Source organism: Rufibacter psychrotolerans (genome assembly GCF_016924645.1).
GTDB lineage: Bacteria > Bacteroidota > Bacteroidia > Cytophagales > Hymenobacteraceae > Nibribacter > Nibribacter psychrotolerans.
In genome coordinates this window covers 251794-277633 of sequence record NZ_JAFFJV010000006.1, presented here as the reverse complement: position 1 = coordinate 277633, position 25840 = coordinate 251794, and the positions used below count along the sequence as shown (strand labels likewise).

Below are 25840 nucleotides of genomic sequence, written 5' to 3'. Positions count from 1 at the left end.
GCGGCGCTCCTAACGCGTAAAAGGGAGAATCTGGGCAGGCGCTTTTTGGCCCCTTTTCCCAAATTCTCCGCAAAAACAGCTTGTTAGTCCAGCGTAATCTCCAAGGCCAAGCCTCTGAGTTCGTGAATTAACACGTTGAATGACTCAGGGATGTTTGGTTTTGGCAACACGTCCCCTTTCACAATGGCTTCGTATGCTTTGGCACGGCCAATCACATCATCTGACTTCACGGTCAAGATTTCTTGCAGCACGTTAGCGGCACCGAAGGCCTCCAGCGCCCACACCTCCATCTCACCGAAACGCTGACCACCGAACTGGGCTTTACCACCCAATGGCTGCTGTGTGATGAGTGAGTATGGTCCGATAGAACGGGCGTGCATTTTGTCGTCAACCAAGTGACCCAGTTTCAGCATGTAGATTACCCCTACAGTTACCGGCTGATCGAAACGATCTCCGCTCAGACCGTCGTACAGGTAAGAACGACCGAAACGTGGCAAGCCAGCCTCTGACAGTTCTGCCGATACTTGCTCCTCGGTGGCACCGTCAAAGATTGGAGTCGCATACGTGCGTCCCAACTTCAGACCTGCCCAACCCAGAACTGTCTCGTAGATCTGCCCGATGTTCATCCTGGATGGTACCCCAAGTGGGTTCAACACGATGTCCATTGGAGTTCCGTCTTCCAGGAACGGCATGTCTTCCTCACGCACGATACGGGCAACCACCCCTTTGTTACCGTGACGACCCGCCATCTTATCACCCACTTTCAGCTTGCGCTTCTTCGCGATGTATACTTTGGCCAGCTGCACGATACCGGCTGGTAACTCGTCCCCTACCTCCAACGTGAAACGGTCACGCTTGAAGCGGGCAGAGATCATGTTGCGGCGCTTGGTGTAGTTTTTCACCAGCTCCAGCAACATTTTATTGGTCTGCTCATCAGCGGTCCAGCCTTCCAGGATAAGGTCCTTGAACAGGTTCACTTCTTCTGGAACAGCGTAGTTGCTCTCGTCTTTGTAAGGGTTCTTGTCTGGGAAGAGCGCATCAGTAATGTTCTTCTTGCCAAACTTGGCGCCTTTGGTCAGGATTTCATCCCCGAAACGGTGACGAACGCCCTGGCTGGTTTTGCCATCCAGCAAAGCCACCAGCTTCTCAATCATCACGTTCTTCACGGCTTTGAGTTCGCTGTTGTATTTTGCTTTCAGGTCTTCCACCTCTTTCTTCGCTTTGGCACGAAGGTTCTTGTCCTTCTTAGGACGAGAGAACAGTTTGGTGTCAATGACCACCCCGTTCAAGGATGGCGGCGCCTTAAGGGAGGCATCCTTCACATCACCGGCTTTGTCCCCGAAGATGGCGCGGAGAAGTTTCTCCTCTGGGGTTGGATCGGTCTCTCCTTTCGGAGTGATTTTACCAATCAGAATATCCCCTTCGCGAACTTCGGCACCAATCCGGATGATACCATTCTCATCCAGGTTACGAACGGCTTCTTCGCTCACGTTCGGGATCTCAGAGGTTAATTCCTCTTCACCCCGCTTGGTTTCGCGAACTTCCAGCTCAAACTCTTCAATGTGAATAGAAGTGAACACGTCATCTCTTACCACACGCTCAGAGATTACAATGGCATCCTCAAAGTTGTATCCTTGCCAAGGCATGAACGCTACCTGTAGGTTTCTTCCTAAGGCTAATTCTCCCTGATTGGTGGCATACCCTTCGCAAAGCGCTTGTCCTTTGGTCACCCGCTCGTTCTTCTTCACAATCGGAGTCAGGTTGATGCATGTATCCTGGTTGGTGCGGCGGAATTTAATCAGGTCGTAGGTTACGTACTCGGCATCAAAGCTCACCAGTTTCTCTTCCTCAGAGAGGTCATAACGGATGATGATCTTATCAGCGTCTACAAAATGCACGTAGCCTTCACCTTCGGCTCTTACCAGGGCTCTTGAGTCAAGGGCCGCACGGAGTTCCAGACCTGTTCCTACAATTGGAGCTTGTGGCTTCAACAACGGAACGGCCTGGCGTTGCATGTTAGATCCCATCAAGGCCCGGTTCGCATCATCGTGCTCCAGGAACGGAATCAACGAGGCAGCCACAGACACAATCTGGTTTGGAGCAACGTCCATGTAGGTATAGCGTTCTGGCTCTACTACCGGGAAATCGCCCTCAAAACGGCCTTTTACTTTATCGTTGATGAAGTTACCATTCTCATCAATCACGGCGTTCGCCTGTGCGATGTGGTGGGTATCTTCTTCTTCAGCGGTCAGGTATTTCACGCCGGAGGCTAAATCTACTTTCCCTTCTACCACATTGCGGTAAGGGGTTTCAATGAAGCCCATGCTGTTCACGCGAGCGTGCACGCACAAAGAGGAAATAAGACCGATGTTTGGTCCTTCTGGTGTTTCAATGGTACACAGACGGCCGTAGTGCGTATAGTGAACGTCACGAACCTCGAAACCTGCTCTTTCACGGGAAAGACCTCCTGGCCCCAGGGCAGATACACGACGCTTGTGCGTGATCTCGGCCAGTGGGTTGGTCTGGTCCATGAACTGAGAAAGCTGGTTTGTTCCGAAGAAGGAGTTGATCACGGAAGAAAGCGTACGCGCGTTGATCAGATCAACTGGTTTGAATTCTTCGTTGTCCCGCACGTTCATACGCTCCTTAATAGTTCTGGCCATACGTGCCAGACCTACACCAAATTGCGCATACAACTGCTCCCCTACGGTTCTTACCCGACGGTTACTCAAGTGGTCAATATCATCCACCACGGCTCTTGAGTTGATCAGGCCGATCAGGTATTTCACAATAAGAACGATGTCTTCATTGGTCAATACCTTCGCATCCCAGTTCTTGTCAAGACCCAGTTTCTTGTTGATTCTGTAGCGTCCTACATCCCCTAAGTCGTAACGCTTGTCGCTGAAGAACAACTTCTGGATGATGTCACGGGCGGTCTCTTCATCCGGCGCCTCCGTGTTTCTCAGTTGACGGTAGATTTGCTCTACTGCCTCTTTCTCTGAGTTAGAGTTATCCTTCTGAAGGGTGTTGTATATAATGTTGTAGTCTGCGATGTTTACATTCTCGCGGTGCAGAATGATTGATTTCACACCTGAGTCAATGATCACATCCAGATCATCTTCGGTCACCTCTGAGTCACGCTCCAACAGCACCTCGTTCCGGTCAATAGACACCACTTCACCGGTATCCTCGTCCACGAAGTCTTCTGTCCAGGTGCGCAGAACCCTTGCAGCAAGTTTTCTACCCACTACATTCTTGAGGGTTTTCTTATCGGCAGGTACTTCTTCAGACAACCCGAACAAGTCCAGGATGTCTTTATCTGTTCCGTAACCAATAGCCCGCAACAAAGTAGTTACCGGGAATTTTTTCTTACGATCAATGTATGCGTACATCACGTTGTTCACGTCTGTCGCAAACTCAATCCAAGAACCTTTAAATGGAATAATTCTGGCAGAATATAATTTGGTACCATTGGTGTGCTTGCTTTGGGCAAAGAACACCCCTGGCGAACGGTGCAACTGCGATACAATCACGCGCTCGGCGCCATTGATCACAAAAGAACCTTTCTCGGTCATGTAAGGAATGTTTCCAAGGAAAACTTCCTGCTCAATTGTCTCAAAATCCTCGTTGTCTGTGTCATTACAGATCAGACGAAGTTTCGCTTTCAATGGAACCGAATAAGTCAACCCACGGTCAATACACTCATCTACAGAGTATTTTGGCGGATCAACGTGGTAGTCTACGAATTCCAGAACGAAATTCTCTCTTGAGTCAGAGATCGGAAAGTTTTCAGCGAACACCTTGAAGAGGCCTTCTTCCGTACGGTTCTCCGCCGCTGTTTCCAACTGGAAGAAATCCTGGAATGACTGTAGCTGAACATCCAAAAAGTCTGGGTAATCTATCACAGACCTAATGGACCCAAAATTGATCCGCTCTGTCGTTTTATTAGTAGCCAAAGTTGTCTGAATTTTACGTTTAAACTTTGTCGGGCCAGGAAACAGTTCAATCTCCTGGTATTATTTTCTAGAAAATCATTTCTAGGTACAAACAGGAAAAGACCTGACGAAATTGCCAGGTCTAACCCTTAGTGGTAATGGAAGGTGTGTGAGATTACTTAACCTCCACTTCAGCACCAGCTTCTTCCAATTGCTTTTTCAATGAATCCGCTTCATCTTTAGCAACACCTTCTTTCAATGGTTTTGGAGCACCATCAACCAGTTCTTTTGCTTCTTTCAAGCCAAGACCAGTCAATTCTTTCACCAGCTTCACAACTGCTAGTTTAGAGGCACCAGCTGACTTAAGGATTACATCAAAAGATGTTTTTTCCTCAGCAGCAGCTCCGGCGTCTCCACCGGCAGCACCACCTGCTACCATTACAGGAGCAGCAGCTGCTGGCTCAATACCATACTCATCCTTAAGAATAGTAGCAAGTTCATTAACTTCTTTTACAGTTAAGTTAACCAACTGCTCAGCGAATGCTTTCAAATCTGCCATTTTTATTAGTAATTAAAAGTTGTTTTAAAATTGAAGTGTTATTGTTCTTTCTCTGATAGAGTTTTAACCAAGCCGGCCAAGATATTGCCACCGCTCTGAAGGGCAGAAATAACGTTTTTGGCAGGTGATTGAAGAAGTCCGATGATTTCGCCGATAAGCTCCTCTTTAGACTTGATTTTGCTCAGGGTATCCAGCTGCTCTTCCCCGATGTAAATGCTGGCGTCAATGTATGCACCTTTTAACAAAGGCTTTTTTGCGCCAGTTTTACGGAAATCAAGCAAAAGCTTGGCAGGTGCGTTACCTGTGGTTGCCTCAAACATGATTCCTGAAGAACCTTTCAGCGCTACGTCCAGTGCAGAAGTATCTACATCAAGGGTATCTAACGCTTTGCGGATAAGGGTGTTCTTGTATACTTTGTACTCAATGCCTCTATCAAAGCACAGTCTTCTGAATTTGTTGATAGTTGCAACGGTTAAATCTGAAGCGTCTGTGATGTAGACGAAGGAATTTTGAGCCAGTTTCTCGCTCAGGTCACGTACAATGATTTCTTTCTCTTCCCGTGTCATCTCTTCTCGTTAAATGGAGGTTTTATCAACTATCACACCAGGACTCATTGTGCTTGACAATGTGATGCTTTTAATATAAGTTCCTTTCGCGGAAGAAGGCTTCAGACGGTTCAGGGTAGCGATTACCTCAGAAGCGTTAGCGGCGATTTGCTCCGGGCCGAAGGAAACTTTACCAATGCTGGTGTGGATGATACCGGTTTTATCAACTTTGAAGTCAATTTTACCAGCTTTCACTTCCTTCACCGCTTTGGCTACGTCAGTGGTTACTGTACCGGCTTTAGGGTTTGGCATCAGGTTACGGGGGCCTAAGATACGGCCCAGTCTACCTACTTTCGCCATAACGGCCGGCATAGTGATAATCACGTCTACGTCAGTCCATCCTTTTTCAATCTTCTGGATGTACTCGTCTAGACCTACGAAATCAGCACCTGCGTCTTTTGCTTCCTGCTCTTTGTCAGGAGTGCAAAGCACCAACACACGCACATCTTTACCAGTTCCATGAGGAAGTGTCACAACACCTCTCACCATTTGATCAGCCTTACGCGGGTCAACTCCCAGGCGCACGTCAATGTCAACAGAGGCATCAAACTTAGTGAAAGTGATTTCTTTCACCACGCCTGCTGCATCTAACAAAGCGTACTCTTTTTTAGGATCGTACTTCGCTAAGACTGCTTTTCTGTTTTTAGAAATTCTAGCCATCTACTTTTTAATTACTCACTCCAAGGAGCAGTTCCTTTTACTGTGATACCCATGCTACGCGCGGTACCAGCTACCAATTTCATTGCCGATTCTAATTTGAACGCGTTCAAATCAGGCATTTTGATTTCAGCGATTTCTCTGATCTGATCCCAAGTTACTGAACCCACTTTGTTACGGTTAGGCTCCTTAGATCCAGACTTGATTTTCGCCGCATCCATCAACAATACTGGAGCGGGAGGAGTTTTAATTACAAAGTCAAATGACTTGTCTGTGTAGATTGTAATCAAAACTGGGCATACTTGGCCGGCCTTGTCCTGGGTTCTGGCATTGAACTGCTTGCAGAACTCCATGATGTTAAGACCTTTAGATCCAAGTGCAGGTCCAATCGGCGGTGCTGGATTCGCGGCGCCTCCCTTTACCTGAAGTTTCAGATAACCTTTTATTTCTTTTGCCATTATTATTTATTACTACTGTTCTTTTTCTACCTGCATGTAGTTCAGTTCTACCGGGGTGTTGCGCCCGAAGATCTTCACCATCACGTTCAACTTGCGGCGCTCCTCAAATACTTCTTCCACAGTTCCGGAGAACCCATTGAAAGGCCCGTCCATGACTTTCACTGTTTCGCCAACAATGAATGGTGTTTCCAAAGTTTCTACCTGCTCGTCTGTTTCGTCAACTTTTCCTAAGATGCGGTTCACTTCAGACATGCGCAGCGGAACCGGTTTAGTAGTGGCGTCTCCGCCATTGGCCCCTAAGAAACCAATCACGCCCGGCGTGCTGGTAATCAAGTGCTCTACTTCCCCGTTTGAAATATCAGCATACACTAACACGTAGCCCGGAAAAAAGCTGCGCTCTCTTACGCGTTTCTTTCCGTTTCGCATTTCGTACACTTTTTCTGACGGAATAAGCACCTGCGGCACCATCTCCGTTAGATTATGGCGGGCAACCTCGTTCTCAAGATAAGACTTTGCTTTCTTCTCCTGACCAGACACTGCCCGAACTACATACCATTTTAAATCTGCCATCTTCTCCAGCTTTTATTAGAATTGGTTGTAAAACCATTCCAGGGTGGAGTCGTATACAAAGTCCATAGCACCCACTACCAGTGCAAACACAACTGATCCTACCAAAACCAGAATAGAGCTCTTTTGAAGCTCCGGATAGCTTGGCCAAGAAACCTTGTGCTGCATCTCTTCTACAGAGTCATTGAAAAATTTTGTCAGCTTTCCCATTCTGATGCTATTTACTCTTGTTGCACGGGAGGTAGGACTCGAACCTACAACCAATGGTTTTGGAGACCACTACTCTGCCAATTGAGCTACTCCCGTAAAAAAATGCACGCCATCTGTTAAATGGAGTGCAAATGTATTATTCTTTTCTTAAAAAAACAAGTCCGCCCCACATTTTCAGCAAGGCGGACTTATTATTTTATAGATTAGTCAAGGATCTCAGTTACCTGACCGGCACCTACAGTTCTACCACCCTCACGGATAGCGAAACGCAGACCTTTTTCCATCGCTACTTTGTTGATCAAGTCAACAGTGATGGTGATGTTATCACCAGGCATCACCATTTCAACACCTTCTGGCAGAGTGATCACACCAGTTACGTCTGTAGTTCTCAGGTAGAACTGTGGACGGTAGTTGTTGAAGAATGGAGTGTGACGTCCACCTTCTTCTTTAGAAAGAACGTAAACCTCAGCTTTGAACTTTTGGTGAGGAGTTACTGAACCTGGCTTGCAGATAACCATACCACGACGGATGTCGGTTTTCTCAATACCACGCAGCAACAGACCTACGTTGTCACCAGCTTCACCTCTGTCAAGGATTTTGCGGAACATCTCCACACCAGTTACTGTAGACTTCAGGCCTTCAGCACCCATACCCAAGATTTCAACTGGCTCACCAGAGTTGATCACACCACGCTCGATACGGCCAGTAGCTACTGTACCACGACCAGTGATAGAGAACACGTCCTCAACTGGCATCAAGAATGGAAGGTCAGTCAAACGAGCAGGGATTGGAATGTAGCTGTCAACAGCTGCCATCAAATCCTCGATAGTTTTAACCCATTTTGGATCGCCGTTCAAGCCACCAAGAGCTGAACCTTGAATCACTGGAATGTTGTCACCGTCGAAATCATAGAAAGAAAGAAGCTCTCTGATTTCCATTTCAACCAGTTCTAACAACTCTGGGTCGTCTACCATGTCCACTTTGTTCATGAATACAACCAGAGCAGGTACACCTACCTGACGAGCCAACAGGATGTGCTCACGAGTTTGTGGCATTGGACCATCTGTAGCAGCTACTACCAGGATAGCACCGTCCATCTGAGCAGCACCAGTAACCATGTTTTTCACGTAGTCAGCGTGACCTGGGCAGTCAACGTGGGCATAGTGACGGTTTTCAGTGGCGTACTCTACGTGAGAGGTATTAATAGTGATACCACGCTCTTTTTCTTCAGGAGCGTTATCAATAGAAGAGAAGTCTCTTTTTGCGGCCAGACCTTTTTCCGCTAAAACCTGAGTAATAGCAGCAGTCAAGGTAGTCTTTCCGTGGTCAACGTGCCCAATAGTACCGATGTTTACGTGCGGTTTGGAACGGTCAAATGTTTCTTTAGCCATTTTAGAAAGTATTTAGTTCTTGGGTTGAAACGGTGTATTGCTTGTTAAAATACTCCTTGAGCCAACGATGGGAATTGAACCCACGACCCCTTCCTTACCAAGGAAGTACTCTACCCCTGAGCTACGTCGGCATAATGAAATGATGCAGCTACCGCTGCATCATTGTAATTCTGAGCGGGAGACGAGGTTCGAACCCGCGACCTACAGCTTGGAAGGCTGTCGCTCTACCAACTGAGCTACTCCCGCTTGTTTTAATAAACCAAGAATCTTTCGCGAGACAACCTGTAACCTTGTCTCAATTCCTGGCTTGTGTTGGTGTGGGGAGAGAAGGATTCGAACCTTCGAAAGCTTACGCTAACGGAGTTACAGTCCGTCCCATTTGGCCACTCTGGAATCTCCCCAATCATGTTTCAAAGAACCCTGAGAACCTTTTTCGTTTCCGTTTTTCGTTCTTAGGAGCTGCAAAATTAGAGGCTTTTTCTTTCGTGTCAAATATTTCTGAAAATATTTTTCCAATTATTTCAGCTGTACCTGCAGTAGGGGGGCTAGTTTGGGGTCTTTCTGGGCCAGATTCTGCACTATTTCTTTACGTTCCTCTGTCTCGGCCATGACCATAAGCATTTGAAAGGCAGATTGTTTTACCAGGTCCATGGTCTCTCTTTCTACTATACGCCTCAAGGCCTGCCAGCCCCTCTCCTGCCCATCAATATTTTTTTTCAACAGGAAGGCTCCAAAGCTCTGCACAAAGAAATACAGGTCTCCTCCCCTTAGCCTTTGGGCATTTTGGAGGTACCAACTGTAGAGTTCCTCCTGCTCAGAGGCGGTAAAGGCGGCGGCCAGGGCGTTCACCACGTCGGCGTTTTTGTAGGCTAAGAAAGGCTTGAGTCTTTCCAGATCATGTTTCCCCCGGCTCCAGGCGAAAATGGCGGCGCTGACCACCTGGTAGGAGCTATCCTGCAGGCGGCTCTGGATTACCTCTTGCGGCAAGCCCTCTAAGGTACTTAGGGCATAGGTGGCAATGGCGCGCACAGAACTATGGGGGTCTTGCTGGGCCAGGTGTAGGACCTGCTCCTGCGTTTGGGGGTTCTGCATGGCCTCGGTGGAGACCAGCATTTCCAGGCCGGTAGTCCTGATCTTCCAGAAAGGGTCTTGGATCGCTCTCTGAATCACCTGGTCCACTAAGCTGTGGGCCGTATCTCTGAGCTGCTCCAGCGCGTTTGCCTTGGCCGCATACCCGAGGCTTTGGTTAAACTGGGCAGCCCATTCGGGGATAGACTTGGTGTGCTTGATGTTCGCGAGGAGAGTTTGGGCCGGATCAATCACCACGGTCTGCGGCGCGGAAGACAGGGGAAATGAAAAGGTCTGGTTTGCCTTGGTGAGCTGCACCTTGTTTTGGAGCCATTTTCCGTTTTCCAGGATGAAAACAGGCAGGGGCATTTGGTAGACGGTGGTACGGGCGGTATCCTGCGTCTGCACCACCTGCACCTTCAGTTCTCCGTTCTGGTAGGAATGCGTAACGGCAAGCTCTGGGTGGCCGGGCGTGAGGAACCACTGCCGGAAAAAAGGAATCAGGTCGCGGCCGGTTACTTCCTCAAAGGCCAGGCGCAGCTCATCTATTTCCACCGAGGTGTACTTATGCTGGGTAAGGTACAGGTTGAGCGCCGCAAAGAACGCCTCATCCCCTACCTCGTGCCTAAGCATGTGCAGCACCCTTCCGCCTTTGGCGTACGAGTGGCTGTCAAACATGTCTTCCCGATCCAGGTAATGGTACCTGATGAGCGGCTCCTGCTTGGTCCTGGCCTCACCCAGGTATTCTAGTAGGGCAGTCTGGTGGGTTAGCGCCGCTTCGTCAGGCCCGTACCGGTGCTCGGCCCACAGGTATTCTGAGTAGTCGGCGAAGGACTCGTTCAGTGGCAGATTGGCCCAGGACTCGGTGGTGACCAGGTCCCCGAACCAATGGTGGAAAAGCTCATGCGCGATGATGTGGTCCCAGTTCTTGTCCAGCAACTCGCGGCGGTCTTGCTGCAGGGCCTGCATGAAGGTAGAGGCGGTGGTGTTCTCCATGGCTCCCGAGACAAAATCGCGGACCACTACCTGCGCGTACTTGTCCCAGGGGTAGTCAACGCCCAATTTTTTGGAGAAGAACTCCAGCATGGCCGGCGTACGGCCGAAGGTGGCTCTGGCGGTAGCGGCATAGTCGGGCTCTACCCAGTAGCTCACTTCCTTGTTGCGCCACTTGTCTTTCACCACAGCGTACTCCCCAATGGCCATCATGGCCAGGTACGGCGCGTGGGGCTTGCTCATACGCCAGTGGTCTGTTCTGAGGCCGTTTCCGGCTTTTCTGGACGAAACCAGCACCCCGTTGGAAAGCGTCTTGAACCGGTCTTCCACCGTGATGAAGATCTCCTGCGTCATGCGCTCGTTGGGCTTGTCAATGGTGGGGAACCAGGCCGAGTTGGCCTCGGTCTCGCCCTGCGTCCAGATCTGCTGGGGCACGCCTCCGTCGGTTCCCAGGGGGTTGATGAAGTAGAGCCCTTTGTCTGCCTGAATGGCGGCGCTGCCTTTTACCTTTAACTCGTTGGGCTTGGCCGTGTAGGCGATGAACACCTGGAAGGAGTCTTGCCGGGTGTACTCCCTGTCCAGTGGCAGGGTAAGTTGGTACTGGTCATAGCTGTATGCTACGGGCAACTCCTGCTTCCCCTTCCGGATGGCCACCCGGTGAATGTCAAACCCTTTGGCGTCCAGCACCAGAGTATCCTGCGGGTAGAAATAAGGCTTGAGCGTGAGGGTAGCCTCGCCCAGCAGGTGCTGCTTTGCCCAATCAAACCGCACGTTCAGGCGGGTGTGGCGCAGGTCCATCAGCCGCTCGGCGGCCGGCTGGTAGGGTCCCCGGCTGGTCACCGGCGCCTCTGCCACGCCGGCGGAGTCTGGGGTAGCCACCGTTTCTTCGGCGGGTGCTGCTGGGGCAGAGGGCTGCTTCACGGCACAGCCGGCCAGGGTGCCGCAAATGATAAAGCGCAACAAGCCACGGGAAAGGATGTGATTCATGTAATGATTTATTAACTTTGGGGACTCAAGTTGTGAATTTATTTCACAGGTACAGTTTTACTGTCTTTAACGCTGCCCATATGCTACAGGTAAAATCGGCCACCCACACGTGGCAAGTAGTCCTAGAGAAAAACCAGATCCTTCTCAATGACACACCTTTTACCTGGGATTTGCTTCCTCTTGGGCCCTCCTCGTTCCATATCCTCAAAGACGGCCGCTCCTACACCGCTGAGCTGCTGGAGGCAGACCCTGATACCAAAACCTTCCGGATCAAAGTAAACGGTTCTGTACATACGTTGCAGGTACAAGACCGGATGGATTTGCTCCTGGAGAGCCTGGGCATGGGCCAAGCCCTCAGCCACAAGATCAACGACATTAAAGCGCCCATGCCCGGCCTCATCCTGGACATTAAGGTACAGCCCGGCCAGGAGGTGAAGAAAGGAGACCCTATCCTTATCCTGGAGGCCATGAAAATGGAGAACATCATCAAATCTCCCGGCGATGGCGTAGTGCGCGAGGTAAAGGTAACCGTAAGACAGAACGTGGAGAAGAACCAGGTGCTCATTGTTTTCTAAGCAATACCGTTTTGGGCCTGTTTTGTGAAAAGCAGGCCCAAAACATGTACAGACATCGTCACTAACTATTACTATTCTACATAAGCATGCGATTCAAAAGAATTCTATTGAAGCTCAGCGGAGAGTCCTTGATGGGCGAGCAGCAGTACGGCATTGATACCAAGATGCTGGTGCAATACGCCCAAGAAATCAAATCTGCCATTGACCTTGGCGCCCAGGTGGCCGTGGTGATTGGCGGGGGGAACATTTTCAGAGGCGTGCAGGCCGAAGCTGTAGGGTTGGACCGCGTGCAAGGAGATTACATGGGCATGCTGGCCACCGTGATCAACAGCATGGCCCTGCAAAGCGCCCTGGAGAAGGCCGGCCTTTACACCCGCCTGCTGTCGGGCATCAACATCCAGCAGGTGTGTGAGCCGTACATCCGCCGCCGGGCCATGCGCCACCTGGAGAAAGGCCGCGTGGTGATCTTCGGGGCCGGTACGGGTAACCCCTACTTCACCACCGACTCCGCCGCCAGCTTGCGCGCCATTGAGATTGAGGCCGATGTGGTCCTGAAGGGCACCCGCGTAGACGGCATCTACACCGCCGACCCGGAGAAAGACGCCTCGGCCACCCGCTACTCAGACATTACGTTTGAGGAGGTGTTTGAAAAAGGCCTGAACGTTATGGACATGACTGCGTTTACCCTGTGCAAGGAAAACAACCTGCCCATTGTGGTGTTTGACATCAACAAGCCGGGCAACCTGGCCAGGTTGATCCAGGGCGAAAAGGTAGGAACCCTGGTTTCTATGTAACAGGGCAGGTCCGCCGCCGGAGCCGTGGATTTTACAGAATAAAATCAGAAATTAGCGCCGCTTTTGGCCTTTTGCCACGAGGGCACCATTTAGTCATCTTTCTAACAAGAGAACCCAATGACCGAAGAGATTAATTTTTATTTGAGCGAAGCCGAAGAATCAATGCAGAAAGCGGTGCAGCATACCAGTGTTGAGTTGACCAAGATCAGAGCCGGGAAAGCCTCTCCCGCCATGGTGGAAACCCTTCGGGTAGACTACTACGGCACTCCCACGCCTATCTCGCAGGTGGCCAACATCACGGCGCCAGATGCCCGCACCCTCTTGATCAAGCCATGGGAGAAAAACATGGTAGCCGAGATTGGGAAAGCCATTAAGAACAGCGACCTGGGCCTGAACCCGCTGCAGGAAGCCGACGGGGTTCGCCTCAACATTCCGGCCCTGACCGAGGAGCGCCGCCGCGAACTGGTAAAGCAAGCCAAAAACGAAACCGAGAGCGGCAAGATCAGAGTGCGTAACATCCGCAAAGATGTAAACGATTCGCTGCGCAAGCTCTTGAAAGAAGGCACCTCTGAAGATGCCGTGAAAGACGCCGAAGGCAAAGTGCAGAAACTCACCGACAGCTACATTGTGAAGTTAGACGAACTGCTCTCCAAGAAAGAGGCCGAGATCATGACCATCTAGATCAGTCCCGTTTTACAGGCTGTTTTCTAAAAATACCCATAAAACAGAAAGCCCCCGCAACTCAGGTGCGGGGGCTTTCTGTTTTATGGGATTACATAGTTGCAGCTTTTTAGGCAGGTCGCTCAGCCAGCCATTGAACAGCGTCGTCTACCTTCTCAAACAGTTCTATGCCGGTGGTGTCATACGTGAAGCGCAGGGATTTGTCTGTAGACAGGCGGCTGAACATGCTAGGCGAGTACACCCACGCAAACGAGGTCATGCCGGCTTGCCGCAGCCTGGGAAACCAATCAGCGCCCACCCACTCGGCGGCGCTGGACCAGATTCCCTCCACGTTGGTGTTGTCATTCAATACCTTGTGGCTCCCGTATTGCAGCATCACTTCCAGGATGCGCTCACAACCGTCCTGCACCGACTGCTTTGTCTGAAAACCCGTCCAGTCTGCCAGGACAAACTGCAGCTCCTGGTTATAGCTTATGGTGATGTACTTATCTTTAAAAACGACTGAATTACGCATTATCTCAGCAAAGCCTCCTGTTGTGTCTGTCTGGCAAGGATGAGCAAATTACACTGCTTTTAGGTGAGTTTCAAGCTTTAATCCAATAAAAGGCGGGTTATTTGCAGAGTCTGGCAAAAGAAAACCTCTTTTTAACGAATCTAAGAGAGGAAAGTTGCCAAGAATTTGCCGACCTACAAGAGGTACAGAGGACACGTAAGCGGCCAGAGGCTTGCTGCAGCTTTGCAACAAGCAATTCCCCGCAGGTAAACCGAGGCCCACTCCTTCTACACAGATATTAGCCCCACAGGCTTTGGATAAAGATGCCACAGAAAAAAGCAGATCGCCATTTTGGGCCTGTTTCACTAAAACGGGCCCAAAATGGCGATCTGCTGAATGGTTGTTGCGCGTATTGGGTGACGCCGGCCCATGGCCCCAGTCACCGTAAACCTACCGGTAATTTACCTGTACAGTTTCTTGGCGGTGATGTACTCCTCCACCGGTTCGGCCAGTAAGTAACGGGTAGATTTGCCTGCTTTCAGGCACTTCCTGATAAACGTGGCAGAAATGTCTAAGAGCGGGGCTGGCACCAGCTGCACCCTTGGATGATTGCTGATGGCGTCAGGAGCCTTGGCACTGCCCGGCCTAGGATACACCAGCACCTCATAGTGGTCTAGAATCTCTTCGTAGTTCTTCCACTTATGAAAGGTGGCCAGGTTGTCTTCGCCCATGATAAGGGCAAACTGGTAGGTGGGGTATCTTTCCTGCAGGTACGTGAGGGTGTCTATGGTATAGCTGGGCTTGGGCATCCTGAACTCAATGTCCGTCACGCCCAACTCGGCGTTATCGGCAATGGCCAGGCGCACCATCTGCAACCGGTCAAACTCATGCAGCAGGCTGCTGCTGGGTTTGAAGGGGTTCTGGGGACTTACCACCAGCCAGACCGTGTCCAGGGTGGTGTTGGTGGCCATGTAGTTGGCCAGGATCAGGTGCCCAATGTGAATGGGATTAAAAGACCCGAACAGCAGCCCCACCCGCATACGCTACAGAACGGTATCTTCTTGGGAGATGAAGTCCCGCACCAGCTGCTCTGCCCTGGCAAAGGCCTCTTCCAGGTTCTCGTTCACGATGACCTCATCAAACTGGTCCTCAAAACTCAGCTCAAACTTGGCCTTGAAGATACGGCTGGAGATGCTGGAAGCCGAGTCTGTGTTGCGGGCCACCAGGCGCTTGGAAAGCTCCTCAATGGAAGGCGGCTTTACAAAAATGGCCAGGGCGCGGTCTTTGTAGAAATTCTTTACGCTTAATCCTCCTTTTACATCCACATCCAGAATGGCGTGCTTGCCTTCAGACCAGATGCGCTCAATCTCAGACTTTAGGGTGCCGTAGAAGGCGCCTTCGTACACTTCTTCCCACTCTACAAAGGCATCCTGGGCAATTTTCTGGCGGAACTCCTCTGGCGTGATGAAGTAATAGTCTTTGCCGTTTACCTCACTCCTACCGCGGCGGTCACGGGTGCAGGCTGATATAGAGAAACTTAGCTCCGGTATGACATTTACTAAATGACGGACAATTGTTGTTTTACCGGCCCCGGAGGGAGCCGAAAAAATGATGATTTTACCTTGCATCCGGGTGTTAGGAGGCTTATGACTAAGCGGTTTGGTGGATCTTTGATTTGATGGTTTCTACCAGGGTGGCGGGCATGCCCGGCGGCCGGAGAGACGCATTCAGGAATTTCACAAATAAACGCTGTTTGTCAACGCTTTCAAAGCAAGGCGAGCATTCATCGGCCAATTCGGCCAAAAAAGCCTCGTCATCCTTGGTAGCTACACCCTCCAGCCACTTCTCAAATACGCCCTGCACCTTCTCACAGTCTGGTTCATGGCTCTCGTCTGAGGCGCTCGCGCCCATCAAATCTTCTGACATTGTAGTAGTCCCCATCATATTAATCTCCTATTTAGCTGTTGTAGCCCATTGACTTCGCATATTTCTCCAACTTCTCCTTCAGAAAGTGCCGCGCGCGGTGCAGGCGGCTCCTTACTGTCCCAATGGGAATGTCCAGGATCTTGGCCATCTCCTCATAGGTAAACCCTTCCAGATCGCAGAGGATGATCACCGTCCGGAAATCTACCGGCAGTGAGTTCAAGGCACTGGCCACTTCGTCCCCAATCAGGTCCTGCACACTCTCCATGCGAAGGTCGGTGGTACCGCCAGAGCTGTCTCCTTCTGCATCAACGTCCTCTGAATTGTAGTAACCTTCCACCTCTGAGTAGTCTACTTTGGCGGGCTGTTTACTCTTCTTCCGGAAGTCGTTAATGAACGAGTTCTTCAGGATGCGGAACAGCCAGGCTTTGGCATTAGTTCCGGGCTCAAAATAATCGAAGAAGCGGTATGCCTTGAGGTAGGTCTCCTGTACCAGGTCATTGGCATCATCTTCATCAAGGGTCAGACGGTACGCGAAGTTGTAGAGAGGCGAAATAACCGGCATCAGCTCGGCCTCAAAACGGGCGTCTTTCTCCTCTTTAGTCATTGAATTCGCTCTCTGTTCGCTCATTGGTCTTGATTTTGTACTTTTACACTTTGTGAAAAATACCTATACGCAAATATAGAAATTAAATATACATAGGTACATACGAATATTTGGGCAGATGTTTACATTACCCGGCAGAAACCTTGGCGCCGGGAATCTATCTGCTGCCCTGTTTTGTTTCTGCGCTGCATGCATTCAATCTCTGTCACCATACTCGCCAAAAACAGCCAGGAACTGCTCCCGCTCTGCCTGAAGGCTTTGGCCCAGTTTTCCGAAGTTATCTTACTAGACAACGGTTCAACCGATGCTACTGTTGCCATAGCCCGCCAATTCCCTAACGTAAAAGTGTTTCATTCGCCTTTCATTGGCTTTGGACCGCTTAAGAACCTGGCTGCTTCTTACGCCTCTAACGATTGGATCTTGTCTGTGGACAGCGACGAGGTGCTTACCCCAGAGTTGGTGCAGACCATCTTAACCCATCCGCTGGACAGCCAAAAGGCGTACCGGTTCCTGCGCCACAACTTTTACGGAAAACGGTTAATAAACGCCTGTGGTTGGGAAAATGATTACGTGCTGCGGCTTTTCAACCGAAAAACCACCCGCTTCACGGATCGCGAAGTACACGAAGGCATCATCACTGAGGGCCTTACTGTGGAAACCCTGCCCGGCATCCTGAACCATTATTCGTTCAAGAACACAGATGAGTTACTAAAGAAACTGAACCAGTACACCACGCTCTTTGCGCAGGAGAACCGGTTCAGGAAATCTTCCTCGGCGTTCAAGGCCTCATACAAAGCTTTCTGGACGTTCCTTCGCAACTACTTTCTCAAAAGAGGTTTTCTGTACGGCTTCGAAGGCTTTTTGATCTCGGCCTGCAACGCCAACGGCGCTTTCTACAAATACATGAAACTGCGCGAGGCCAACCGTTCCATGACCACCAGCCTGGTCATTTCTACCTACAACTGGCCCGATGCCCTGGAAGTGGTTCTCAAAAGCGTGGCCCGGCAGAATGAATTACCAGACGAAGTGATCATAGCCGATGACGGCTCCCGGGAAGAAACCAGAGCCGTGATAGAGCGCTACCAGCAGAGCTTTCCGGTGCCGCTGCTCCATTGCTGGCACGAGGATACGGGCTTTAGGCTGGCGGCCATCCGCAACAAAGCCATGGCCATGGCCCAAGGCGAGTACATCATCTCCATTGACGGCGACATGGTGCTACACCCAGACTTCGTGAAGAGCCACAAGCGCATGGCCCGCGCCAATACCTTTATGCAAGGCAAACGCGTGCTGTTGCAGCCAGAGATCACCAAAGAGATTCTGCAGGCCAAGCAATGGCACATTACGCCGTTCACTTCTGGCATCATAAACCGGTTCAATGCCGTTTCTTCGCCGTTTTTGGCAAAACTAGGCTCAAAGAAGCGCCCCGATATTAAAGCCATCAGAGGCTGTAACATGGCATTCTGGCGTGCCGATGTGTTGCGAATAAACGGCTTCAACGAGGATATTGAGGGATGGGGCCGCGAAGACAGCGAGTTCGCCATTCGGATGCTGAATGCAGGCGTGATCAGGCGCAATTTGCCTTTTGGCGGGGTAGGCTACCATTTGTACCACCCAGAAAACGCCCGTACTTCTCTACCTGAGAATGATAAAATCCTATCAGATGCTATCGCGCAAAAATCTAAGTGGTGCGAGAACGGTATCAGTAAATATCTTCAAGCCTAATACTTACCGGAACAGCTATCGCTAACTTTGCAAGAAAAGCATGAATGTAGCCGCTTTCATGCTTTTCCGGAATTTCCCTTCTGGGTCTACCCCTCATTTGTCATCCTGAAAGGATCTTGTGGGCGAACTAGAAAAGCCTTGCAGAAGCGCTACTACCGTTCGCTACCAAGATCTTTCCAAGATGACAGTAGAGGGATTATTCACATTCTTAGAGGGTGTTCATCGTCCCTCAAGCGGTAAAACAAAACGCCCGGCCTCTCCAGGAGATGCCGGGCGTTTTTGCTTTTATTTCCGGGAAACAGGCCGGAAACAGATCTGCTTAGTAACGGTAGTATTCTGGTTTGAACGGTCCTTGCACTTCTACGCCAATGTAGGCGGCTTGCTCAGGAGTCAGTTCTTCCAGTTCCACGCCAATCTTGGCCAGGTGCAGACGAGCTACTTTCTCATCTAGGTGCTTAGGCAGGGTGTACACTTTGTTCTCGTAGGCCTCTGCGTTGGTCCACAACTCAATCTGCGCCAGGGTTTGGTTAGAGAAAGAGTTAGACATCACGAACGATGGGTGACCAGTAGCGCAACCCAGGTTCACCAGACGACCTTCGGCCAGAACGATGATGTCTTTGCCGTTGATGGTGTACAGGTCTACCTGTGGTTTTACGGTGTCTTTGGTGTGGCCGTAGTTCTCGTTCAGCCAAGCCATGTCAATCTCGTTGTCAAAGTGACCGATGTTGCAGACAATGGTTTTGTCTTTCATGGCCTGGAAGTGCTCAGCGCGGATGATGTTGAAGTTACCGGTAGCGGTTACCACAATGTCAGCCTCAGGGATGGCATTCTCCATTCTGCGTACGGCATAACCGTCCATGGCAGCCTGCAGCGCACAGATTGGGTCAATTTCAGTCACGATCACGCGGGCCCCGGCTCCACGCAAAGAAGCGGCAGAACCTTTTCCTACGTCGCCGTAACCAGCTACTACGGCTACTTTACCGGCCATCATCACGTCTGTAGCTCTTCTGATAGAGTCTACCAATGATTCTTTACAGCCGTATTTGTTATCGAATTTAGATTTGGTCACCGAGTCGTTCACGTTGATAGCCGGAATCAACAGGGTGCCATTCTTCATGCGCTCGTACAGACGGTGAACCCCGGTGGTTGTCTCTTCAGACAAACCTTTGATACCGGCAGCCAGCTCTGGGTATTTGTCAAACACCATGTTGGTAAGGTCACCACCATCGTCCAGGATCATGTTCAAGGGCTTGCGCTCCTCCCCGAAGAACAAGGTCTGCTCAATGCACCAGTCAAACTCCTCGGCATTCATTCCTTTCCAGGCGTACACAGAGATACCGGCAGCGGCAATAGCGGCCGCAGCGTGGTCCTGGGTAGAGAAAATGTTGCAGGAAGACCAGGTTACCTCGGCACCCAGCTCCACCAGTGTCTCAATCAACACGGCAGTCTGGATGGTCATGTGCAAGCAACCTGCAATGCGCGCGCCAGCCAACGGCTTGCTTGGGCCGTACTCCTCCCGGATGGCCATCAAGCCTGGCATTTCTGCCTCGGCCAGTTTTATTTCTTTTCTTCCCCACTCAGCCAGGGAAATATCTTTTACTTTGTACTGCAGATAGGTTTCTACCATTGTAGTTCAGATTTATACAGAAGAAGTGCAAAGGTACAGAAAATGTTTATCAACCTCAATTTTCTGGATTACCGCTGTAAAGCACCAGCCCTAAAACACCATGCCACCCGCCTTGGCAAGACAGGTGGCACGGTTAAGCTCAGATCTCCGTTTAATTGTTCATAATCACACCCGCTCCCAATGTATTGGTATTGCCAGAGGGAGGATTCAGGAAGCCCCGGGCATACACCGTGTAAATTTTGCCTGCCTGTAGGTTCAAGGTGGTAGTCACTGCCGCTACATCGGTGCCTACGGGTTGCACCTCCAGGGTATAGCTGCCGGCGTTCACAGGGGTGAAAGCAGTACCTTCCTTAAACTCGATGTCAGAGAAGAGGTTATTCCCGCCCTGTACCACCACATCTACGCTGGGCGCATCTGGAGCCAGGTGCACAAACCGAACGTGCGCCCGCCCGCTGGCCGGAGCGGTCAAGTCATCTACCAACACCACCGGCGTGAGACCAGAGAGCGGACCGGCGGCGAAGACCGAGTAATTTCTGTCTTTCTCCAGCGTCACGTTAGCATCTATGACCGGACTGCCCAGTCCAGCCCCGGCGGCGGTCACCTTGATGTTCCTGGAACCGGCGGGAAGCGTCAGGTAGCCGGTATTGTCTGGGTAATTCAGGGCCGAGGTATTGGCTTTGGTTCCGTCTACATACAAGTCTACGCCCGGAGCATTGGGTGACGCATGCACCACCAGCACCCGAGCCTCATCGGTCAGCGTATCTGCCGCGTCATCATCGTCGTCACAACCCGTCAGGGACAAAACCGGCAACACGGCTAATAGGGCGAGTTTTTTCCAATTCTTCATCACTTTGAGACTTAAGGTAAAACATCAAACTCAGGTACCATCAGAACCAACTGAAACTCAGTTTGTTTAACTTCAACAGAATAAATCTTAAACAAACGTATACTACCTCTCCCCTGCCCAATTTGCGTATCTTTGCCCAACCACGCCTAAGCTGTTTTATGCGCATTTTCACCCCTGAAGAGCAAAAGTTTATTCTGGACCACCTGCAGCAAGACACCGCCCAACTGATGTTGCAGGCGAAGCGCTTCGCTCCTTTACCGGTTTCTGAGTTGGTGCAGCAGATCAAGGCCCGCCAAAAGGCGCAGCAAAAGCTCCCTACCTGGGCAAAGCACCCCCAAACTATTTTCCCGGCCATGCTCTCGGTGGAACAGAGCTCTTCAGAGGAAACTGCTGCTTTTAAGGCAGGGCTGGTGCAAGGACCGACGCTGGTGGACTTAACCGGAGGCTTTGGCGTAGACAGTTTCTTCTTTGCGAAGCATTTTGCCCAGGTAGTGCACCTGGAGCAGAACCAGGAACTGCAGGAGATTGCCAGTTACAATTTCAAGCTGTTGGGGGCCGAAAACATCCAGAGCATTCCTACCACCGCTGAAGAATACCTTCAGCACCTGGACAACCCCGTAGATGTTATTTACCTGGACCCCGCCCGCCGCGGACAAAGCCAGGAACGGGTGCATCTGCTACAGGACTGCACGCCAGACGTGTTGGGCCTCTTGCCTTTGCTGTTGCAGAAAAGCAAAGCCGTACTTCTGAAAACGGCCCCTATGCTGGACATTGACCTTGCCCTGCAGGAACTGAAAAATGTGGCTCAGATATGGGTAGTAGCCGTGCAGAATGAGTGCAAAGAGGTGCTGTACCTTCTGAAGTCGGATGCCACGGACTCGCCGTTGCTCACAGCCGTCAACCTCACGCCGCACAAAGAAGCCCAGCTCCTCAGCTTTACCAAACCCCAGGAAGAAACCGCCCAGGTGACGTATGCCGAGCCGCAGCAATATCTGTATGAACCCAACACGGCCTTGCTCAAGGCGGGTGCTTACAAGTGGCTTTCAGAGAAATACGGCGTCAACAAACTGCACCGCAACAGCCATCTCTACACCTCCCAGGAACTGCAACCAGCGTTTCCGGGCCGTATTTTCGAAATCACGGCCCAACCAAAGGCCAATGCCAAAGAGCTGCAGAAGCTTCTTCCCGATAAGAAAGCGAACATCACGGCGCGCAACTACCCGCTCACGGTGGTGCAACTCCGCGAGAAAGTAAAACTGAAAGAAGGCGGCGACCAGTACCTCTTCGCCACTACAGACCTGCACAACAAACCCATCCTGCTGCTCTGCCGGAAAGCCGGCGTTTAGTCTCTGGTTGTTGGTTGTTGGTTGTTAGAAGTTAAATCTCAGCTAAATTTTCCTGGCGCGAGACTCTGGTCTCGTGACTAAGGATGACGCGAGTCTCCAGACTCGCCGGAAACCTCAACCTGGAATAAAAGATTTGCAAACCTGTTTTCGCTGCGGGGCAGCGAGGATAGTCAGAGACTATCCATCATCTGTGAGGCACGAGTCTGGAGACTCGCGCCAGAGCGGTATATTGCGGAAAAGGACTGTTATGCTTTCAGGCTCTTTTCTGGAAAACAGGCCCAAAACAGTTTTCTCCCCTTCGAGGCAAATTCTTCTTAACTCCTGTTCCTCAGGCGCGTACCATAGAAAGGTAGATGCTGGAAGGCATCTGGTTGTGTTACTTAATTATGAAAGACCATGGCAGAGGAAAAGAAGAATGCGCATCACGGGTTCGGCAGCAATCCTGAGAAATCATTTGAGGACGGGAAGAAAGGAGGAACGCCTGCAACGGAAGTCAGTAACCAATCCTCGGGCGGAACCGGCGGTGGCAGTCATGAGCAAAACAGCGGGACGGCCATGGGCGAGTCTATGGCTAGAAAAGTACCCCAGAAACCCGACCAAAGCGGCAGCGAACTGGACCGCCCCATCACCGACAAAGAGCGGGGTAGCCGTTCTGCTTAGATTCTTTTAAAACAAACCAAAAACAAAAGCCCTCGCCGGACCAGGAGTTCAGTGAGGGCTTTTGTTTTCAGACAGAATACTTAGGATTGGCTTTGCTTACCCAGCGGCTGCCTTTCAGACTGAAGCGCCAGGGCAACAGCGCATCGGCGCCGGCGTAGGCTACGCCCACCCGAGGGCCGGCTACAATCTGGTCATCGGGCACCTGCACGCCGCGGTCTTCCAGCCAAATTTCGGTTCCGGTTAAATCAGTGCCGTTGTGCAGGGTGGAAATGCCCAGGGCTTGCGTCACTAGGCCTGGTCCGGCGGTAAGGCGGGGCTCCACTTTGGGTAATCCTCGGCGCAGCTGCATTTCCTCTATGCCTTCCGTCGGTTCAATGGCCCGGATCAGGACGGCATCGGCGGTGCCTTCTACGTTGGTCACAATGTTGAACAGCGCGTGCATGCCGTAGATGAGGTATACATACGCCACGCCGCCTTGCGCGTACATGATCTGGGTGCGTTTGGTGCGCCGGCCCAGGTGCGCGTGGCAGGCGGCGTCTGCAGTGCCCGAGTAGGCCTCAGTTTCCACAATCATGCCGCCCGTAAGCACCCCGTCAAAACAGGAAAAGAAATATTTGCCAACCAGGTCGCGGGCAAGGGAGACTACATCTGGCTGGGTGTAGAACTCGCGGGGGAGCTTTTGCTGCAGGGGCATGGGCTACTTTGCTTTCACAAATACCTCGGTGGCGCCATCGGCGGCCACATTGCTGATGACCAGGGTGTTCTCGCCGCAGAACCAGAACTGGTAGCCCACGGGCGTAAGGCTCTGCCCTATTACCTGGAAGGCTTTTCTCTCGCCCTGCAGCCTGCCGTTCACCAACTCCTCGTACTCGCCGTTCTGGTAGAACTGCAGGGTCTTGGCGTCGCCAACCTGCTCACCGGTCAGGAACTCGTCTTCGCGGGCGCCCATGTAGTTGGTTTGGATGCCCCTTAATTCCCATTTGCCCGGTAACCACGCCATGGCTGAGGCGGAGTCTGTGGAAGTGAACTCGCACAGGGCCACGGCCGGCGCTTGCTCTTTCTTAGCAGAGGCGGTTTCTTCCGTAGCACTAGAATCTGCCTGGCAAGCGGCTAGCAGCAACAGAAGCGGTACAGCAAACGGGGCTAATTTCTTCATAGGGCATGCAATAGAAAATACAGCGGGCAAGAAAACGAAAAAGAACCAATTTACCGCCAGCTGCTAGAGTGGCGGCAGGGTCAGCGCTTCTTCTCTACCGCTTTCTGAATGTTGAAGTACACCTGGGTAAGGTTGAGTTTATTGGGCGTCTCCAGGGTGACCAGGTCATATTTGTTGTCCAGCAGCTGCGGGCGGCCTTTCTGCCTGAGTCCTACCACCGTCAGGAACATGTACTCATCGCGGGGGGCGTTCAGCACCACGGCGGTTTCTTTGGAACGGCCGTTGCCGCTGGCCTTGATGGCCGCCATGAGTCCGTCAAATTTCACCAACCACTTGCGGCTCTCGGCCTGGTTGTTCATCTCGCCGTAAGCCATGTGCAGGAGATAGATCACGTCCAGGTTAAACGGGTCGGTGGCCAGGAGTTTCTTGCCGGTGGTGGCTATCTCCTGGAACCGCTCATAGAGCAGCATTTCGTTGAGGGCATCGGCTTTGTCATTGGGGCGGTAAGGCATATACCCCGGCTGGGTGGTCCAGCCATAGTAGAGGTGCTTGTACTCTTCGGGCGTGAGGTTGGTGTCATTGGCGTGATAGCGCTTGAGCAAGGCAGGGTAGTACATGCGCGACTTGGGCGAAGTCACCGCCGCCTTGATGGCGTCATAGTTAATCTTGGAGACCGTCTGCGCCTGGGTGTTGAGCAGAAAACCAAGGCAAAGCGCTCCCAACAGCAAAAATCGTTTCATGAAAAAGGTACGTGAGATTAGGGACCTCAGGCCAGATACAAATACAGTGCTAAAAACTGCGGCTTGGCTAAAAAGTTACACCGGGTTTTGGCTCCCCGTGCCGTTTGGGGCCTGTTTCCAGAAAAACAACGTAAAAACCCCTGGCAACCGCACGCGCCGCCCTACTTTTAATTACCTGAGGCTTAGCCCTTGCTCTGGCCCAAAAAAGAACCGGGCACCCCACGCCAACCTGTGGAGCACCCGGCTAATTCTTTTATCTGATAAGTTCTTGCCGCTGATTTACGGCCGTTTTTAGAAAAACCCCTCCTAAACGGCTATTGGTTTACCCCCAGAGTCTTGGTCTTGTTCACCTTTTTGGGCTTGGCCGGCGTGTCTGACTCGGCTAGTTCGCGCTGGTAGGCCTTGGACATGTGCTCTACCGGCATCTCTATGTTGAAGTACAGCTTCTCGGTCTCCAGGTCGTTGGGGGTTTTGAGGGTTTGCACATCGTACTTGCTCTTCAGGAGGCCCTGCCCCGCAGACTCCAGCCCCAGGATGCCCATGATGGGGTACTCGTCCTGCGTGGTGATGATCACCCAGGCGGTTTCCTCGGTTCGGCCGTCGCCACTGCTCAGGATGGTGCGCAGCAAACCGCTGAACTTCATGAGCCACATGCGGGCCTCGGTGGGGTTCTGCTGCAGGTCGGCCAGGCTGCCCAGCCGGAAGAGCAGGTTCAGGTTGAAGGGCGATTTGCGGTACTCAGACAGCAGCAGCTCGCGGGCTTCGTTCAGGCGGCCTTCCTCCATCATCCGCACGGCGGCCATCTCGCCTACCCCACGGCCATAGGGCAGGTAGTCGGGGTGCTTGGTGTAGCCGTAGTACAGGTGGTGGTAGTCCAGGAAGGTGAGCATGGAGTCGTTGGCCAGGTAGCGTTCCAGCAGGGGCGGGTAGTAGAACGGCGAGGCGTCGTCTTCAATGGCGCTATAGACTTTGGTGAGGTCTACGTTGGAGATGGTCTGGGCAGCACCCTTCACCCAGAACAGGCACGCTGCGAGGAAAACAAGTAAAGAACGTTTCATAGTAGAGGCTAATTTTCAAGACAACACCTCCAGCGGCCTCGTCTTCAATAAATTATATTCATACCCTCTCTTACGCAAACCCTTTCAGGTTGATGCTGTTTTTAAGTTAATTTTTTAAAAACCGCCCCAAAACAATATTTTCCAACTTGTAGATACCCCGGCCAATGGGCCCCGAAAACAA

26 protein-coding genes and 4 tRNA genes are annotated in these 25840 nt (G+C 51.4%); 6 read left to right on the top strand and 24 right to left on the bottom strand.

The window, feature by feature from the left end; translation table 11 throughout:
* Positions 1–83 precede the first annotated feature (83 nt).
* The 13 genes from rpoB to JT718_RS07890 all read right to left on the bottom strand — a co-directional run bounded on the left by rpoB (position 84) and on the right by JT718_RS07890 (position 11430).
* Positions 84–3956 carry a DNA-directed RNA polymerase subunit beta gene (gene rpoB, locus JT718_RS07950; RefSeq protein ID WP_205501694.1) on the bottom strand — a complete coding sequence of 1291 codons (3873 nt, stop codon included), beginning with the start codon at positions 3954–3956 and terminating at the stop codon, positions 84–86.
* Between the two features lie 154 nt (positions 3957–4110).
* The gene (gene rplL, locus JT718_RS07945) at positions 4111–4494 is read right to left on the bottom strand and encodes a 50S ribosomal protein L7/L12 (protein WP_205501693.1); all 384 of its coding nucleotides are present in this window, start codon (positions 4492–4494) and stop codon (positions 4111–4113) included.
* Between the two features lie 38 nt (positions 4495–4532).
* A complete protein-coding gene (gene rplJ / locus JT718_RS07940) occupies positions 4533–5060 on the bottom strand; it encodes a 50S ribosomal protein L10 (RefSeq protein ID WP_205501692.1) in 528 nt (175 codons plus the stop codon).
* A 9-nt stretch (positions 5061–5069) separates the two neighbouring features.
* Complete coding sequence (gene rplA / locus JT718_RS07935) at positions 5070–5759, bottom strand: 50S ribosomal protein L1 (protein WP_205501691.1); 690 nt, start codon at positions 5757–5759, stop codon at positions 5070–5072.
* Between the two features lie 11 nt (positions 5760–5770).
* Positions 5771–6214, bottom strand: coding sequence for a 50S ribosomal protein L11 (rplK, locus tag JT718_RS07930; protein WP_205501690.1), 444 nt, complete (start codon positions 6212–6214; stop codon positions 5771–5773).
* Between the two features lie 12 nt (positions 6215–6226).
* Positions 6227–6784, bottom strand: a complete 558-nt coding sequence (gene nusG, locus JT718_RS07925; protein ID WP_205501689.1) for a transcription termination/antitermination protein NusG — start codon at positions 6782–6784, stop codon at positions 6227–6229.
* Between the two features lie 15 nt (positions 6785–6799).
* Positions 6800–6991: a preprotein translocase subunit SecE gene (secE, locus tag JT718_RS07920; RefSeq protein WP_205501688.1), complete on the bottom strand. Its 192-nt coding sequence runs from the start codon at positions 6989–6991 to the stop codon at positions 6800–6802.
* A gap of 23 nt (positions 6992–7014) precedes the next feature.
* A tRNA-Trp gene (locus JT718_RS07915) sits at positions 7015–7087 on the bottom strand.
* 107 nt (positions 7088–7194) lie between these two features.
* Positions 7195–8382 (bottom strand): elongation factor Tu, encoded by a 1188-nt coding sequence (tuf, locus tag JT718_RS07910; protein ID WP_205501687.1) that lies wholly within the window; start codon positions 8380–8382, stop codon positions 7195–7197.
* 59 nt (positions 8383–8441) lie between these two features.
* Positions 8442–8513 (bottom strand) — tRNA-Thr (locus JT718_RS07905).
* 42 nt (positions 8514–8555) lie between these two features.
* A tRNA-Gly gene (locus tag JT718_RS07900) sits at positions 8556–8628 on the bottom strand.
* Positions 8629–8700: 72 nt separating this feature from the next.
* Positions 8701–8783 (bottom strand) — tRNA-Tyr (locus tag JT718_RS07895).
* Between the two features lie 115 nt (positions 8784–8898).
* Positions 8899–11430, bottom strand: coding sequence for a M1 family metallopeptidase (locus JT718_RS07890; protein WP_205501686.1), 2532 nt, complete (start codon positions 11428–11430; stop codon positions 8899–8901).
* 80 nt (positions 11431–11510) lie between these two features.
* On the opposite strand from JT718_RS07890, the gene JT718_RS07885 reads away from it, so the two are divergent.
* From JT718_RS07885 to frr, 3 genes are all read left to right on the top strand, one after another.
* Positions 11511–12005: an acyl-CoA carboxylase biotin carboxyl carrier protein subunit gene (locus JT718_RS07885; protein WP_205501685.1), complete on the top strand. Its 495-nt coding sequence runs from the start codon at positions 11511–11513 to the stop codon at positions 12003–12005.
* Positions 12006–12091: 86 nt separating this feature from the next.
* Positions 12092–12799 (top strand): UMP kinase, encoded by a 708-nt coding sequence (gene pyrH, locus JT718_RS07880; protein ID WP_205501684.1) that lies wholly within the window; start codon positions 12092–12094, stop codon positions 12797–12799.
* Between the two features lie 117 nt (positions 12800–12916).
* A complete protein-coding gene (frr, locus tag JT718_RS07875; protein ID WP_205501683.1) occupies positions 12917–13480 on the top strand; it encodes a ribosome recycling factor in 564 nt (187 codons plus the stop codon).
* 109 nt (positions 13481–13589) lie between these two features.
* Here the strand turns inward: frr and JT718_RS07870 are convergent, their stop codons facing one another.
* The 5 genes from JT718_RS07870 to JT718_RS07850 form a co-directional block, all read right to left on the bottom strand.
* Positions 13590–13994, bottom strand: coding sequence for a hypothetical protein (locus JT718_RS07870; RefSeq protein ID WP_205501682.1), 405 nt, complete (start codon positions 13992–13994; stop codon positions 13590–13592).
* Positions 13995–14434: 440 nt separating this feature from the next.
* Complete coding sequence (gene nadD, locus JT718_RS07865) at positions 14435–15013, bottom strand: nicotinate (nicotinamide) nucleotide adenylyltransferase (protein WP_205501681.1); 579 nt, start codon at positions 15011–15013, stop codon at positions 14435–14437.
* Between the two features lie 3 nt (positions 15014–15016).
* On the bottom strand, positions 15017–15601 hold the full coding sequence (gmk, locus tag JT718_RS07860; protein ID WP_205501680.1) for a guanylate kinase: 585 nt from the start codon (positions 15599–15601) through the stop codon (positions 15017–15019).
* A 22-nt stretch (positions 15602–15623) separates the two neighbouring features.
* A complete protein-coding gene (locus tag JT718_RS07855) occupies positions 15624–15899 on the bottom strand; it encodes a hypothetical protein (protein WP_205501679.1) in 276 nt (91 codons plus the stop codon).
* 31 nt (positions 15900–15930) lie between these two features.
* Positions 15931–16527, bottom strand: a complete 597-nt coding sequence (locus JT718_RS07850) for a sigma-70 family RNA polymerase sigma factor (protein ID WP_205501678.1) — start codon at positions 16525–16527, stop codon at positions 15931–15933.
* Between the two features lie 165 nt (positions 16528–16692).
* Between JT718_RS07850 and JT718_RS07845 the strand changes: the two genes are divergently transcribed.
* On the top strand, positions 16693–18225 hold the full coding sequence (locus tag JT718_RS07845; protein WP_205501677.1) for a glycosyltransferase family 2 protein: 1533 nt from the start codon (positions 16693–16695) through the stop codon (positions 18223–18225).
* Between the two features lie 319 nt (positions 18226–18544).
* Here the strand turns inward: JT718_RS07845 and ahcY are convergent, their stop codons facing one another.
* Positions 18545–19852: an adenosylhomocysteinase gene (gene ahcY, locus JT718_RS07840; protein ID WP_205501676.1), complete on the bottom strand. Its 1308-nt coding sequence runs from the start codon at positions 19850–19852 to the stop codon at positions 18545–18547.
* Between the two features lie 151 nt (positions 19853–20003).
* The gene (locus JT718_RS07835) at positions 20004–20699 is read right to left on the bottom strand and encodes a DUF4397 domain-containing protein (RefSeq protein ID WP_205501675.1); all 696 of its coding nucleotides are present in this window, start codon (positions 20697–20699) and stop codon (positions 20004–20006) included.
* 158 nt (positions 20700–20857) lie between these two features.
* Between JT718_RS07835 and JT718_RS07830 the strand changes: the two genes are divergently transcribed.
* Positions 20858–22045, top strand: coding sequence for a THUMP-like domain-containing protein (locus JT718_RS07830; protein WP_205501674.1), 1188 nt, complete (start codon positions 20858–20860; stop codon positions 22043–22045).
* A 396-nt stretch (positions 22046–22441) separates the two neighbouring features.
* Positions 22442–22705 (top strand): hypothetical protein, encoded by a 264-nt coding sequence (locus tag JT718_RS07825; RefSeq protein ID WP_205501673.1) that lies wholly within the window; start codon positions 22442–22444, stop codon positions 22703–22705.
* A gap of 67 nt (positions 22706–22772) precedes the next feature.
* On the opposite strand, the gene JT718_RS07820 is transcribed toward JT718_RS07825, so the two are convergent.
* From JT718_RS07820 to JT718_RS07805, 4 genes are all read right to left on the bottom strand, one after another.
* Positions 22773–23399, bottom strand: a complete 627-nt coding sequence (locus JT718_RS07820) for a DNA-3-methyladenine glycosylase (RefSeq protein WP_205501672.1) — start codon at positions 23397–23399, stop codon at positions 22773–22775.
* 3 nt (positions 23400–23402) lie between these two features.
* Positions 23403–23861, bottom strand: coding sequence for a hypothetical protein (locus JT718_RS07815; RefSeq protein WP_205501671.1), 459 nt, complete (start codon positions 23859–23861; stop codon positions 23403–23405).
* An 80-nt stretch (positions 23862–23941) separates the two neighbouring features.
* Positions 23942–24601, bottom strand: coding sequence for a DUF4919 domain-containing protein (locus JT718_RS07810; protein ID WP_205501670.1), 660 nt, complete (start codon positions 24599–24601; stop codon positions 23942–23944).
* 314 nt (positions 24602–24915) lie between these two features.
* Positions 24916–25659 carry a DUF4919 domain-containing protein gene (locus JT718_RS07805; RefSeq protein ID WP_205501669.1) on the bottom strand — a complete coding sequence of 248 codons (744 nt, stop codon included), beginning with the start codon at positions 25657–25659 and terminating at the stop codon, positions 24916–24918.
* Between the last annotated feature and the right edge of the window lie 181 nt (positions 25660–25840).

Coding starts and splice junctions, on each gene's coding strand:
- rplL (WP_205501693.1), bottom strand. CDS start 4,494: ATGGCAGATTTGAAAGCATTCGCTGAGCAGTTGGTTAACTTAACTGTA.
- rplJ (WP_205501692.1), bottom strand. CDS start 5,060: ATGACACGGGAAGAGAAAGAAATCATTGTACGTGACCTGAGCGAGAAA.
- rplA (WP_205501691.1), bottom strand. CDS start 5,759: ATGGCTAGAATTTCTAAAAACAGAAAAGCAGTCTTAGCGAAGTACGAT.
- rplK (WP_205501690.1), bottom strand. CDS start 6,214: ATGGCAAAAGAAATAAAAGGTTATCTGAAACTTCAGGTAAAGGGAGGC.
- nusG (WP_205501689.1), bottom strand. CDS start 6,784: ATGGCAGATTTAAAATGGTATGTAGTTCGGGCAGTGTCTGGTCAGGAG.
- secE (WP_205501688.1), bottom strand. CDS start 6,991: ATGGGAAAGCTGACAAAATTTTTCAATGACTCTGTAGAAGAGATGCAG.
- tuf (WP_205501687.1), bottom strand. CDS start 8,382: ATGGCTAAAGAAACATTTGACCGTTCCAAACCGCACGTAAACATCGGT.
- JT718_RS07890 (WP_205501686.1), bottom strand. CDS start 11,430: ATGAATCACATCCTTTCCCGTGGCTTGTTGCGCTTTATCATTTGCGGC.
- JT718_RS07885 (WP_205501685.1), top strand. CDS start 11,511: ATGCTACAGGTAAAATCGGCCACCCACACGTGGCAAGTAGTCCTAGAG.
- pyrH (WP_205501684.1), top strand. CDS start 12,092: ATGCGATTCAAAAGAATTCTATTGAAGCTCAGCGGAGAGTCCTTGATG.
- frr (WP_205501683.1), top strand. CDS start 12,917: ATGACCGAAGAGATTAATTTTTATTTGAGCGAAGCCGAAGAATCAATG.
- JT718_RS07870 (WP_205501682.1), bottom strand. CDS start 13,994: ATGCGTAATTCAGTCGTTTTTAAAGATAAGTACATCACCATAAGCTAT.
- nadD (WP_205501681.1), bottom strand. CDS start 15,013: ATGCGGGTGGGGCTGCTGTTCGGGTCTTTTAATCCCATTCACATTGGG.
- gmk (WP_205501680.1), bottom strand. CDS start 15,601: ATGCAAGGTAAAATCATCATTTTTTCGGCTCCCTCCGGGGCCGGTAAA.
- JT718_RS07855 (WP_205501679.1), bottom strand. CDS start 15,899: ATGTCAGAAGATTTGATGGGCGCGAGCGCCTCAGACGAGAGCCATGAA.
- JT718_RS07850 (WP_205501678.1), bottom strand. CDS start 16,527: ATGAGCGAACAGAGAGCGAATTCAATGACTAAAGAGGAGAAAGACGCC.
- JT718_RS07845 (WP_205501677.1), top strand. CDS start 16,693: ATGCATTCAATCTCTGTCACCATACTCGCCAAAAACAGCCAGGAACTG.
- ahcY (WP_205501676.1), bottom strand. CDS start 19,852: ATGGTAGAAACCTATCTGCAGTACAAAGTAAAAGATATTTCCCTGGCT.
- JT718_RS07835 (WP_205501675.1), bottom strand. CDS start 20,699: ATGAAGAATTGGAAAAAACTCGCCCTATTAGCCGTGTTGCCGGTTTTG.
- JT718_RS07830 (WP_205501674.1), top strand. CDS start 20,858: ATGCGCATTTTCACCCCTGAAGAGCAAAAGTTTATTCTGGACCACCTG.
- JT718_RS07825 (WP_205501673.1), top strand. CDS start 22,442: ATGGCAGAGGAAAAGAAGAATGCGCATCACGGGTTCGGCAGCAATCCT.
- JT718_RS07820 (WP_205501672.1), bottom strand. CDS start 23,399: ATGCCCCTGCAGCAAAAGCTCCCCCGCGAGTTCTACACCCAGCCAGAT.
- JT718_RS07815 (WP_205501671.1), bottom strand. CDS start 23,861: ATGAAGAAATTAGCCCCGTTTGCTGTACCGCTTCTGTTGCTGCTAGCC.
- JT718_RS07810 (WP_205501670.1), bottom strand. CDS start 24,601: ATGAAACGATTTTTGCTGTTGGGAGCGCTTTGCCTTGGTTTTCTGCTC.
- JT718_RS07805 (WP_205501669.1), bottom strand. CDS start 25,659: ATGAAACGTTCTTTACTTGTTTTCCTCGCAGCGTGCCTGTTCTGGGTG.